General features: G+C 45.5%; 12 protein-coding genes. 1 reads left to right on the top strand and 11 read right to left on the bottom strand.

The features are described 5' to 3' along the window. Positions 1 to 168 precede the first annotated feature (168 nt). Complete coding sequence (locus tag T355_RS0111845; protein WP_027397936.1) at positions 169 to 531, bottom strand: hypothetical protein; 363 nt, start codon at positions 529 to 531, stop codon at positions 169 to 171. A 192-nt stretch (positions 532 to 723) separates the two neighbouring features. Between T355_RS0111845 and T355_RS14870 the strand changes: the two genes are divergently transcribed. Further along, a complete protein-coding gene (locus T355_RS14870; RefSeq protein WP_051555565.1) occupies positions 724 to 1,050 on the top strand; it encodes a helix-turn-helix domain-containing protein in 327 nt (108 codons plus the stop codon). Positions 1,051 to 1,311: 261 nt separating this feature from the next. On the opposite strand, the gene T355_RS14375 is transcribed toward T355_RS14870, so the two are convergent. From T355_RS14375 to T355_RS0111910, 10 genes are all read right to left on the bottom strand, one after another. Beyond that, positions 1,312 to 2,079 carry a hypothetical protein gene (locus T355_RS14375; protein WP_051555566.1) on the bottom strand — a complete coding sequence of 256 codons (768 nt, stop codon included), beginning with the start codon at positions 2,077 to 2,079 and terminating at the stop codon, positions 1,312 to 1,314. A gap of 132 nt (positions 2,080 to 2,211) precedes the next feature. After that, complete coding sequence (locus tag T355_RS0111860) at positions 2,212 to 3,174, bottom strand: alpha/beta hydrolase (RefSeq protein ID WP_037330162.1); 963 nt, start codon at positions 3,172 to 3,174, stop codon at positions 2,212 to 2,214. A gap of 251 nt (positions 3,175 to 3,425) precedes the next feature. Continuing rightward, complete coding sequence (locus T355_RS0111870; RefSeq protein ID WP_051555567.1) at positions 3,426 to 4,961, bottom strand: FAD-dependent oxidoreductase; 1,536 nt, start codon at positions 4,959 to 4,961, stop codon at positions 3,426 to 3,428. Positions 4,962 to 5,180: 219 nt separating this feature from the next. Then, entirely contained in the window at positions 5,181 to 5,351 is a 171-nt protein-coding gene (locus tag T355_RS15345) for a hypothetical protein (protein WP_155851734.1), read from the bottom strand. 259 nt (positions 5,352 to 5,610) lie between these two features. After that, positions 5,611 to 5,781 (bottom strand): hypothetical protein, encoded by a 171-nt coding sequence (locus T355_RS15350; protein WP_155851735.1) that lies wholly within the window; start codon positions 5,779 to 5,781, stop codon positions 5,611 to 5,613. Between the two features lie 799 nt (positions 5,782 to 6,580). Next, the gene (locus T355_RS0111880) at positions 6,581 to 7,321 is read right to left on the bottom strand and encodes a hypothetical protein (RefSeq protein WP_027397939.1); all 741 of its coding nucleotides are present in this window, start codon (positions 7,319 to 7,321) and stop codon (positions 6,581 to 6,583) included. A 148-nt stretch (positions 7,322 to 7,469) separates the two neighbouring features. After that, positions 7,470 to 7,733, bottom strand: a complete 264-nt coding sequence (locus T355_RS0111890) for a hypothetical protein (RefSeq protein WP_027397940.1) — start codon at positions 7,731 to 7,733, stop codon at positions 7,470 to 7,472. A 133-nt stretch (positions 7,734 to 7,866) separates the two neighbouring features. Next, positions 7,867 to 9,078: a nucleoside 2-deoxyribosyltransferase gene (locus T355_RS15500; protein WP_231483039.1), complete on the bottom strand. Its 1,212-nt coding sequence runs from the start codon at positions 9,076 to 9,078 to the stop codon at positions 7,867 to 7,869. A 29-nt stretch (positions 9,079 to 9,107) separates the two neighbouring features. Beyond that, positions 9,108 to 9,560: a hypothetical protein gene (locus T355_RS0111905; protein ID WP_027397941.1), complete on the bottom strand. Its 453-nt coding sequence runs from the start codon at positions 9,558 to 9,560 to the stop codon at positions 9,108 to 9,110. A 155-nt stretch (positions 9,561 to 9,715) separates the two neighbouring features. Beyond that, the gene (locus T355_RS0111910; RefSeq protein ID WP_155851690.1) at positions 9,716 to 11,692 is read right to left on the bottom strand and encodes an autotransporter outer membrane beta-barrel domain-containing protein; all 1,977 of its coding nucleotides are present in this window, start codon (positions 11,690 to 11,692) and stop codon (positions 9,716 to 9,718) included. Positions 11,693 to 12,055: the final 363 nt, after the last annotated feature.

Consider the following 12,055-nt stretch of genomic DNA (forward strand, 5'->3'; position numbering starts at 1 on the left):
TTTCTTGCCATAACAAAAGGCCTCCTATGATTTTATTTTACCATAGAAGACCTTACAGATTACTAATTATGTTATTTACAGAAAAACTTTCACACACTCTTTTCTTTTGCCCAAAACTAAAGGGCCATTCTCTGATTTGAGAACAGCCCCGTGATTATTATTTAGTTTTCACCAAATACCATTTTTTTCTTGCTCTCTTACCCATTCCTTCGCGCTATCCTTAGTGAGGTTGGTTTTACTTATAAAGATGCCCACTTCCCTGTCATTTGTAAGGTCTTTAAGATAACGCTTACCACAGCCGACAAGTCCTTCCAGTTTATCTCCTTCATAGAGTTCTTCAAATCCGGAATCTACCCATTCCAATTTTCCACAAAAGTAATTGTTATATGAAATAAGAACTGTATTTTTTGTAACTTTATTGTAATATACCACAGTGCTTTCAATGGCAAACGCTACGTTAGAAAAAACGAACATCATCAAAACTACAAGAGGCAATATCTTTTTCATTTTGTCATTCTTAAATCTAGTCATCTTTAGGCTCCCCTTTCTGTGTGGTTGTCTTCTTTATCCTTTATATCCCCGGAGGTTGAAAAGTGTTATAAATTTTTTTGGCAATACTTATCCACAATGATAAAAAAATTTGCAGGAATGTCCCCCCCGTGTAGAATTATGTTTGTGTGTGACATACAAACACAATTCTACACATACTGGGTGGTATCTGCTATGAATATTGGCCATAAGATAAAACAAAGACGCAAAGAGCTAAAGCTGACCCAAGTGGAGCTGGCACAAAAAATAAAGAAGTCCTCACAGGTGGTTTCTAATTGGGAAAGGGGCTACACCCCAGGCATCACCTATGAGGATTTGCGTAATCTCTCCATGGCCCTTTCCGTTCCGGTGGAATACTTTATGCCTGATAATTCCCCGGAGCCAATGGAAAATCCAAAAACGGATAAACGGCTAGCCAGAATTATCAAAGAATATCCAAGCCTTGATGAAAAGACAAAGGATATGATTGATGCTATAATCAGGATAAGTTTGAAGAAGTAAGATATGACGCTCTGCACCGCAGGGCGTTTTTTGTTTTTTGGCCAAAATAAAAAGGACAGCAACTTGTAGTAGCCGTCCTAGTCCTAGACCTAATCGACCACCTGCTAAGTATAATCGAGAAGGTACTAAACAAACTCTAACATCCAATAACTGAGGAGCTTCGGCCCCTTAGTTCGATAAAATCATAATAAAAAACTGATACGTTGTCAATATGGTAGAAAGGGCGGCCTTTCGGACCGGTCTTTTTTCTTTGGGGCTGTATCATTTGCCCAGATAGTTTTCTTGTGGTAGAAAATCCAATACCTTTTCCGGCTCAAACAGAAGTCTTGCGAGATGAATCCCCTTTTTGCCACCCGAATTTAAGCCACGAATACAGTAGTGACAATAAGCGACAACTTTATCCGTCGAAATTTGCGAGCAATATTCTTCCATCAACCGCTTTTTTTCTTCTTCGGTATGTTCCTCGAACAATCCCCTTGCCCCCTCTACGAAGCGTTTGGGGGCAAGTTTGGCGTTGCGCGGCGGTTGTGGCTGGTAAAGGGAATAGCCGCAAAACTTGGTTTGTTCATAATTTTCGGCAAGTTCGACGATGTTGATGTTCATACGCCGCATAAGTTCGCGCACGGCATCCTGTTCGGCATGGTTTTCCTTGGAACGCCAGCAATCCTGCACGGTCATGCTCTCACCTTTATAGTTGGGATAATGGAAACTGTCATCCTCCAAAATCAACTCCCAAATGGACTGCCGCTGAATTTCGGGATGACGCTCCTCGAAAATCGCCGAACAATTATGGCAAATGGAAACCATCGTACTGCCTGTCGGGAAATTTTCATAATGCTTGACGGATTTCCATTCGTCCCGATACCATTCTGGCATTCGCTCTTCAAACTCTTGCACTTTGTACTTCGCTACGCAGCAACGTATGATTGGCAAAGAAAACCTATCCTTCACATACGCCTGTATCTTGCGACTGAGTTCCGGCTCACCTTCCGTAAAAACACAGCTTGCTACGAAAAAACGCTCCCCCATATTGTCCTCCTTATCAAATAACAAAAGCCTTACGAATCCAATCTACGATTTTGACCAGCATTCTTAAGTTGAACGCCCCTCCGGAGGGTCGTATTAGTGCCCCTGCAGTATTTATTTCTGTCCGTCATTATCTCACCTTGATATGGATAACGCCCCCAGGCAGTCATCCAAAAAGCTGAAAACAGCCTCCCAATACTCTTTTCCGGCCACTGTCATCGCATCCCCATGTCCTGCTCCTTCTACGATAAATTTACTCTTGGGAGCAGGGCAGGCATTGTACAGCTTATCCATCATAGAAGGCGGCACCAGTTTGTCCGCCGTCCCATGGATGAACATAATCGGAACCTTGATGCCGGGAACCGCCTTTATGGGGGCAGCGTCTGACACTTTCACCCCGGTTTTGATGCCGCTTACAATGTCTACGCATGTCATAATGGGGAATTCCGGCAGGCCAAAGATAACGTCCAGTTGATTTGTAAACATATCGTAGGCGCTGGTATAGCTGCAGTCCTCTATGACGGCTGCCAGTCCCGGCATTTCGTATCTGCCCGCTGCCAGCATTACCGTGGCAGCCCCCATAGATATTCCGTGCAATACAATTTCTGCATCGTCATCGGATTCCTTGACTTTAGCTGCCCATTTGGCAATTTCCTCACTTTCCTTGACCCCCATGGTAATGTACTGGCCATCACTTTCCCCGGCGGCGCATAAGTCCGGCGAGAGCACGTGATAACCCTGCTTCAGATAAACCTCGGCATAATCCCGGACATAACGGTGATCCCTGCCATAGCCATGGGCCAGTATAACCCAGCGGTGTCCCGTTTGGACGGTTCTATAACTTACTGCCACTACATTCCTGCCGTCCGGCATGGTCATACTCCACTCTTCCGTCGGCACCGCCGGCTCTTCAGGCATTTCCCTGCTCTTGTCAAGAATATTGACGCAGGCAGCAGGAGGCGCCAAGGGATCTGCATCGCTGCCGCGCTTCAGGGCATAATCAACAAAATAATCTCCTATGGCGTAGCCTGCCGTCAAAACAGCCGCTATGAATACGATAACAACAGCTCCCCAACACTTTTTCCGATTATAGTTCATTATTAATCACCATTTTCCTATTTTTTCCAGCACTTTACAACATTTAGGCTGCAGACCATAGCTCTTTGACCAGTTGGGTAAGCGTATCGAAAAATCCCTGGGATTTTTCAATAGTTTCGGCCTTCGTCCTTAAAGCGGTCAAGTTGAATGACCCTCCAAAATTCAGCGGGTTCGTATTGGTCACTGGTTCATTCACTCCTGATTCGATTCATCCCGAACTATCTCTGATTTGGTGGAAGGACTGGCTCCTATTATCCCTCGCTCATGTAGCTACGCTCTTCTGCAGGAATATCTTCCCAGCGCAGGGCATTAGCTTCGATTCCGTGAGAAATCCCCCACGCAGCAGCAATGCCAGCCGCTTCTCCCATACTCATGCAAGTTGGCTGGATGCGGAAGGATGCCTGGGCGGCAAAGCTGCCACTGGCACAGCGGCCTACTACCAGCAGATTTGCAATTTCATTTGTCACCAATGCACGATATGGGATTTCATAATATTGTCCTTTTTCCAGCTTTTTAAATAGATCCAGCTTTACATCGTGGATATCAACTGGATAAGCTGTACGACAGACAGCATCGGTGAAATGACGTGCATGCAGATAGTCTTCAACATCCATATAGTATTTGCCACGAATCCGCCAGGACTCACGGACGCCGATCATACTGGCTTCGCGGCTGATATAGGCCTTCTCAAAGCCAGGCAAATTTTGGATAAAGAATGATGCCAAATGGCGCATCATCCGGCGGCCAAAGCTCACTGCCTTACTGGCTGAAACCGCATCTGTTGAACTAAAGGACATCGGGGGCATTTCCGGACAGTTCATTGACATAACAGTTGGCTTGCCTGGAATGGTAAATGCCTGAATATACAGAATGTCATCCTCAGTAAGTTCACCCTTTGCCACGCCTTCCTTGAAGAAATTTTCGCTCTTTTTCCATTTCGCAAATTCGAAGAAAGGTGGACGATTTTCCTTTAAGGCATCATCTACAAGTCCAAAAATATCCTTTCCATAGTCGTCATTTAAATCATTTTTAAAGAAGTGATACACTTTCCCCACATCAATGCCACCCATTTCAAAACGCAGGCTCATGGGCTGATTGCGACCCGTTTTTTCCGAACCCTTTTCCGTCGGAACACCGGCAAATCGAGCCAACAGTGCATCCCCCGTACCATCTATGAAAACCTTGGCCTTGATCTTGGCAAGACCCTCAGCAGTCTGAACAACACATGCAGTGATTTTGCCGTCCTTGGTCACGGTCCCTACCAATGAAGCATTATAAAGTATCTCTACACCGGCCTCCCCACACATTTCGTCATAGATGAGTGTGAGATATTCCGGTACATACTGTCCTTTTCCCCCACCATAATAAGTATTCGTTTCTATACCCAAGTCAAGGGGGGCTCCCTGCTTTTCCATTCGTTTGTTCAAATCAGTAATGTAGGGGGTGTCACTGCCAGCAATAAAGGTTGGCATACATGGGAAAACACAACCCTGGGTCGCCAGACCACCAAGGGAAATCCCCCGCTCAACCAGCACTGTCTTTGCGCCCTTCCGTGCAGCACTTATGGCAGCCGCAGTACCGGCAGCACCGCCTCCTACCACGCAAACATCGACGTTAAAAAGCGTTGGAATAGCAGCCTTTTCAAAATCAACCCTATGCGCTGGAGCGGCGGAAGCCTCCGCCTTTGGGACGTTATCCTGGACGCCGAGCAATGTTCCCGCCGCCGTAAGTCCCGCCAGTTTCATGAAGTCACGCCTGGATATTGGGATTGCGAATGCTTTTTCCATAGTCTTCCTCCAATTCTATATACCCTCTTCTAATCGCATTTTTGCCGACATGAAATCAAATGTTGACTTTGCAATTGCATTTTTTTCATGAAAATCATAACCGTTCAAATTCTCCAAATTGTCTTGACTTTTATACATGGGGGCCTTTTGTCGATTTAAGCAATATTTTGTTGAATGCCCCTCCATCAGCGGGTCGTATTGGTTAATTCTAAGACAGGCTTACCAATCGTCGTCGCTCTCGTCTTCATCCTCAAGGTCTTCGTAGCGGTTATACATATTGACGTTTTTATCCTCAGTTTTGTCGGGAGTTTCAGGAGTATCCGGATCATCATAATTGCCATAGTAGCGGTCTACTATGCGTATCCGCTCCCGTTTAGTACGTTCACGCATATATTCTCACCTCTTGGGGCAGAAGGCCCCTCCATTTATCATCTATTACATTGCCCATTTCTTCGACAATATACTATTATAATCCTGCATAAAGGACGGTCTTTTTTATGGGTGGGTCGTATGCCGGGTGGTGGGGTGGCGCTCTCTTTTCAGAGCTGTGTGCTGCCCCGTCATCCGGCTTGTGGGCGGGGGCCCGTGAGGTTATTCTGGGCGGAGGGCGGGGTAGACCCGTGAGGGATAGCTGGCACGAGTGGACATCTTACTTTCGATAAATGTGCTTATCGGAACCATTGGCCCCCGGAGCATAGCCAGGAGTTCCGATAAGCTCTCCGGCGTTTATCGGAAGTAAAATGTTCTGCCTTATGAGGCTGGAGGCTCCTTCCCTGATACAAAAGCGGATGCCCAGAAGGTGACTCCTGCCCATACTCATGGGCCTACACTTGGAGCTGGTACCAATAAACATGACTACAATGTATCAAAAAATTATGCTGAAAATTGGCTTTATTTTACTATACAATTAGGTCATGTGTAGCAAATTAAAAACTGTACAAAATGGTATTATGTGACAAAATGTTCAGCAGAAAAGCCCTTATATTGTGGCAACAAATACTGGAATGTACAGAAGAATATAGGCGAACAGCAGGAAGTAAAAACCTTATACTATAAAGTCATGTATTGGAAGGTCTTGGTTCGTCCCCGGCTTCGGGGCCTCGTGGGGGCCCAGGGAAGCCGTATTTTATTGCGTGGCCATACTCTGGGGATTCCGCTTTAAATGGCTTCTGCTGTAGCAGAAGCCGTCCTTCCGCGGGGGCAGTATGCGCCCGCACATGGTCGGCTTTTGTTACAGCAAAAGCCATTTTAAGCGGGAGGCTACTATAGGGCTACTACTATGAGTATGGCAGGGGACCCGGATGGAGCATCCAGCCGCGCCTTCCCCATTGACGGCACTCCCCCTGTATGCTCGTGGTTTTGTCCCCAGCTCATAAGCCATTACTGGTGAGCGTCCGATAAGTTCCTTACGACTATCGGAAGTAAAACCAGACCAACAACGACCGCCACCCGCTTTTACTGTCCGATAGTCAAACTTATCGAAAGCTGACCAGTCCTTCGTGGCCACTCTCCCTCACGGGACCCCACCCCCCAGCCGTGGACGCGACTGCACACAGCCCCTAAAAGAGAGCGCAGCCGCACCCCCGGCGTACGCCCCGCCCAAAAGAAAAAGCACCCAATTAAGGGTGCTTAGATTTCCTTATATATTCTTCATCTCTTACCCGTATAGCGCCTTCAAGACTATCCTCAAATGCAATATGAGTACAGTCTGGATACTGCTTCATCATCAATTCAATACGCTTTACAAATCTGCGGTAAAAGTCTGTCAATACATCTATATTCTTTTTGATAACATTATTCTCCCCTTCTTCCGTCAATCCAGGTATATGGCTGTAAATCAAATAATGGTAGTTATAATCTTTTTTAAATTGGTCCAAAATCGGATTATCATAATCTTTTTCCAGCAGTTTTGCTGTTTCAGTAATTTCCTTAAGCATTTTCTTCATATCCGAATATGAATAGATATTCTCTCCAAACCATTCGAATCCCTCAAACTCAAAATGGTTTCCCCAGACTTTAAAATACAAATCCTTATTAAGATACTTTTCCACAAATACCCGCAGAAAACATATTATGTAATCTACATCAATAGATATTTGTCCTTTTGGAAAAAATTGAATTTTCCGTAGGTCCCCATTAGGTTCAGCATTCAAAAGTTTAACAGGCATAATCCAAAAGTATTCTTCTTCATAAGGACCTTCACGAATTTCTAAATACCCCTTACCTTTTAGCGAGGGATAATCCTGTCCCCTTGGACGGCGCATTTTGGGTGGAATAGGTTTTTTCCAATTATCTCCCCTCAAAAATTCGGTCGCAGCCTTCTCCAACATTTTCATATCTGTTTCAGAGAGTTTTCCCATAATAAAGCCTCCTTTACAGCGACATTATTACTTCATCGAATACTTAAATCAACCATCTTCTTTTTCTTTTGCCTCTTGGATTTTCTTCATTCCTCTGTCACATGCTTCCATGGCCATAGTATTATACTTTAGTTCTTCCCTACTCATTTCACGTAATATCTTTAGGCCTGTATTCCGGTGGCTTAGCATAATATGTTTTATACTCAAAAGGGTTTATTTCAGCTAGCATTCTATACATTTCCATATCCGTTGCTTTCCACTTTTCAATACTTGCATAGTATTCCTTTTCCTTTTGCTGGCGAAATCGTTCTTCCCTGGCCACACGTGGCAATGCCTTAATTCCTGATATTACTGCACCAATTAGAGCTCCAATAATGATTACCCATAGCATTGTTACAAATAATGTGAACATAATCCGCACCGCCTTTCAGCATGGCCTTTTCTTACCCCCATTATATCCGCCCCGCCAGTAAATTCAATATTCCGCAGGGCAAAAAAAGGGACTACTGAAGCAGTCCCAGATTACAAACATAATATTGATAAAATCATTGCAGAATATTCTTCCAGTCATCCTTTTGTTGTTCAAGTCCTTTTTTAATAGTTCCCTCTCTGTTGATACGGTTCATTGTCCCCATATAGCCGGGATGTGCCAGAGGAAAAATTCTTGTATTTTTATTTTCTCCGCATTTAAAAAGAATAGGGTTACTTAAAGACTTTTCTATAAAGTTATTATATCGTCCACTAAAGCCTTCTGGCTTTTTGGTTTTGTCATCACATAATGCCTCATAAACACATTCAAAGGTGCGTTTTCCAAGACAGAGAATATTATCTGGTTCCAAAATAACCACTAGCTTCTTAAAAAATTTAGCATCCTTTTTCATAAGGCCTTTTGGCATACCGCCGCTTTCCTTGCCCCTTCTGTAGCCAAGGCAAAAATTGGTGAAAAACAGATCATCATATCGTTTAGTAGCGATATTATAAGGTTTTCCCTCACTATCTTTAAGAACCTTAAAAAGCTCCACTAAATTATCATCAGTGTCAAAAACCGCCTTTTCATAATAAGGTTCTTCATGGCCATTATTTATGGCAATGACTCTATCAATAAAATCATCCCGTCCCAAGAAAGGGTTGCCCCAGTCCTGTCCGACCAAAAGATATTTTATGTGTGGGGTCTTTTGTTCGTACCCTAGCCCCTGCCAGTATGTGTAGAGATTTATTTCCTTACAGATATCAGTATCAAGAGCGGCCAATTCAATTTTATTATTTTTATGCTCGTCAGGATTATCGCGATAAGATTTTTGCGAATCCTCCACCAGTTCATGATATCGCTTAGCTTTATTCATATCCATGAAAATCATCCCCACAATTTTTTTCACCAGCTCCAACAGTTCATCTACACTGTTATAGCGGTGTATCTTAAAATATTCGTTTCCGGAAAGCATGGCAGAAAGCTGGGTTTCATTAGGGCGGTAAAAGATATGTACTTCCTTGTTATGGGCTTCAGCATAAGCCAGCTCATAACCTACCCCAAGAGACACCTGGGTACACTCAGCTACCACAACATCACATTCACGAAGCCATGCCGTGTCCTGCTCATAAATTGCCTTATCCCCTTTATCTTCCACGACGGAAAGGCTCAAATCCCCCACATGCTCAGTAAGGACCTGATGCTTTTCCTTCAAGTCAGCTATAATCTTACGATAAAGTTCCGCATCCTTCCTGCCACCACGGATGGAACCAGCAAAATAAATCTTCATGTTCTATACCTCATTTCAAAATATCTTATTTAATCATCCTCAAAATATCCATGTTCAGCATCATCTTCTGCTTTTTCTTCATCAGTCATTGGCTTGCTTGGAGTCCTTAAAGATTCTGCTGCCATTTTTGCCATTTCATCAGGGGTAAGTCTTTCAAAAGGGTATATTTTCTCTTTCTCCACAACCCCGGCCTCTATCATTTCAGATACCCGCTCCATTTCCTTGTATCTGTCCTTGTGCTGAATAACCCTGTAAAGCTCCGAGCTGATATCCACTGGTTCTTCCCATACACATTCATGGGCTGTTCCTTGTCCAAGGCCTCCAAAATACGGGCAATTCATACAGTCCTTTTCATCAGGCTCCTTAATAGTATGGAGGCGCTTGCAGTATATTTCCCGATCTGACTCTGGATACCCGTCCTCAATAGACTGGTTTATCTCATGGCCAATAAGGTTTATGTGACGAATTAATTTCTTCATCATTTACAAAACCTCCTTCTAAAATGACATATTTTTTACTGTCATAAGTGAAAAATCCGCTTCACTTTCTTACCTTCATTATATCCGTCCTGCCAGTAAACTCAACGGTTCACAGGGTAAAAAAAGGGACTGCCGAAGCAGTCCCTTCAACTATTTTCTTAAAAATGGAATACTGCAGAAAGTCCCCCAGTAAGTCCCCGTTTTTTCCCAGCAAAACCGCTAAGATTCAGATCAAGGGTTACAGGGCTATTATCTCCTGGCTGGAAGGTAGCACCAATTTCACCACGGACACTGGTTCCGCTGATGTCAGCACCACGAATGGCTACGCCGTCAGCTGTACCAGCTGCTCTGCCACAGAATTCATGCTCCAGGGCCAGTCCGCCATAGAAATTAACCTTGTCGTTCTTTTTTACGGTATAACGGGTACCAATACGAAGAACGCTGGATTCCACTGCATCCAAATCGTAATGACCCCCTGCATCAAAGGACACACTGCCCCTATGGTTATAGAAATACTTGGCATAAAGGTCAAGAATATCTGTCTTATTCAGCTTTATTTCCCGACCAACGCCAATATGGGCACCCCAATAGGTGGCGTCAGTGTCATAGCTGTATGGATTGCCATTTACATCACGGAGTACATTGGTGGCATCATCGTGAATAGAACCGGCTCTGAGACTCCCCTCTACATAAAAGCCGTTATTCTTCTGCCACTTGCCAAGGATACCGCCACCAGTATAATGGGTGGAGCCGTCGCCCCTTTCAGCCCCATTAAAGGTGGTATAATTACCAGTACCATATTCAAAGAAGGCACCATATTCTGTGGTGGATAGCTTCTTTTCGTTCTTATGGCCAAGGGCCAAAATAGCATTCCAAGTATGGGTCTTAACATGGGAACCGGTTTCCACATTCATGGAGCCGCCACCCATATTGGCATAAGTGGCAAGGCCGTCTGCTCCTGCATTCCCAGCCATAGCAAGGCCTTCAGTAGCAGCACCCACGAAATCATTACCAGCTGACAATGCTGCCATACCAACCTCAGCTCCCATAACAGTGTTATGGGTCTGCTCCTGGACTTGCACATCGCCGGACGCGGTAAAGACGAGGTCGTTTCCGCTTTTTGCCGTCGTTCCGGGAACTTCCAGCGTGGAGCCGGATTTCAGCGGACCGGAGGCAATCGTCCCTGCATACGCCCCCATACCGCCTTCAATCAATTTTGTCGTATGTCCGGCTTTCACGTTGGCGACGCCGGACACATTGACGGCGTTCGCATTGATGGTCGGATAGCCGCCGCCGGTGTTTGCAAGGATGCCGTCACCTGCCAACGTCAGCGCGGGCGTACCCCAAGTCGCGCTTTTGATGTTGATGGTCTCGAAATTCTTCACCATGCCGCTGACCGTGTTCGCGCCGGAAAGGTTCAGCGTGTTGCCCGTGACGATGTCCACCGCGCCGTTGTAATTGTCGTTGTTGCAATAGCCGCCGAAAACTCTTCCCGTGACCGTCGCGCCGTTCAGCGTGACAATATTGCCCGTGACGGCGGCAGAGGCATCGTAATCGGCGGGCATCCGCCAGCCGCCTTTAATATCTGCCTTCACGCTGGCTCCGTTGATTATGACCTGATTGCCCGTGGCTTTGCCTGTGAGATTGTATAGCGGATCTCCGGTAGTCCAGTCAATAGTTTCTCCAAGGCTGCCGCCGATAATACTTCCCACGTTCACCGTGCCGCCGGAAATCGTGACGGTGTTGTTGGTGGCGTCCCCGCCGTAATTGGAGAGCCCGCCGCAAATACGTCTGCTCCCGTTGTTGTTCACGTTACCGCCCGTAATAAGGACATGGTTATTGTTTGCCGTGCCGTTGCTTGTCAACGCGCCGTAAATGTCCACCTTTATGGCCGCCGTGCCGCTGACGGTGACGGTATTATTTTCGACGTTGTTATTTCCTGCTCCTCTATAAACCGCCGCTCCCGCAAGCACGTTGCCTTCGATTGTCCCGCCGCTGACGTTGACTTGGTTGCCTGTCGCCGACTGAACCGATGTTTCGTTTTCAATATACGCGCCAAAAACTCCGCCGTATGTGATGTTGCCGCCCGTCATGGTTACAGTGTTGTTGTTTGGGTCGCCGCTCCAATCGCTCAAATCGTCTCCGACATGATTGCCGTATACATCGCCTTCGTAGTCCTCGTTGATGGTCGTGGACTGTCCCGCCGATACAATCCCGCCGGTCGCCATCCACAGCGATACGGCGAGAGCCAAAGCCATCTGTCCCTTTAAACCTTTCCAGCCCTTGCCCTTATTGGCTTTGCCGGTGACAATGTCCCCCCCTAGTGGACTACTATACTTCTGTGTTTCCATTTTTACATCCTCCATGCTTATCTGTTGTGCCATAAGGCACATTTTTTTCCTTATTTTAGAAAATATCACAAAGATTCCAAACATTCAACGACTTTGCAAAAAGTGGTCGATTTTTGCAAAAAGTGGTCGATTTTTAGACCTTTTGAC

The organism is Anaerovibrio lipolyticus LB2005 (assembly GCF_000621545.1).
GTDB classification, from domain to species: domain Bacteria; phylum Bacillota; class Negativicutes; order Selenomonadales; family Selenomonadaceae; genus Anaerovibrio; species Anaerovibrio lipolyticus_A.

Coding starts and splice junctions, on each gene's coding strand:
- T355_RS15500 (WP_231483039.1), bottom strand. CDS start 9,078: ATGAAGATTTATTTTGCTGGTTCCATCCGTGGTGGCAGGAAGGATGCG.
- T355_RS0111890 (WP_027397940.1), bottom strand. CDS start 7,733: ATGTTCACATTATTTGTAACAATGCTATGGGTAATCATTATTGGAGCT.
- T355_RS0111860 (WP_037330162.1), bottom strand. CDS start 3,174: ATGAACTATAATCGGAAAAAGTGTTGGGGAGCTGTTGTTATCGTATTC.
- T355_RS15345 (WP_155851734.1), bottom strand. CDS start 5,351: ATGCGTGAACGTACTAAACGGGAGCGGATACGCATAGTAGACCGCTAC.
- T355_RS14870 (WP_051555565.1), top strand. CDS start 724: ATGAATATTGGCCATAAGATAAAACAAAGACGCAAAGAGCTAAAGCTG.
- T355_RS15350 (WP_155851735.1), bottom strand. CDS start 5,781: ATGAGTATGGGCAGGAGTCACCTTCTGGGCATCCGCTTTTGTATCAGG.
- T355_RS0111880 (WP_027397939.1), bottom strand. CDS start 7,321: ATGGGAAAACTCTCTGAAACAGATATGAAAATGTTGGAGAAGGCTGCG.
- T355_RS0111845 (WP_027397936.1), bottom strand. CDS start 531: ATGACTAGATTTAAGAATGACAAAATGAAAAAGATATTGCCTCTTGTA.
- T355_RS0111905 (WP_027397941.1), bottom strand. CDS start 9,560: ATGATGAAGAAATTAATTCGTCACATAAACCTTATTGGCCATGAGATA.
- T355_RS0111870 (WP_051555567.1), bottom strand. CDS start 4,961: ATGGAAAAAGCATTCGCAATCCCAATATCCAGGCGTGACTTCATGAAA.
- T355_RS14375 (WP_051555566.1), bottom strand. CDS start 2,079: ATGGGGGAGCGTTTTTTCGTAGCAAGCTGTGTTTTTACGGAAGGTGAG.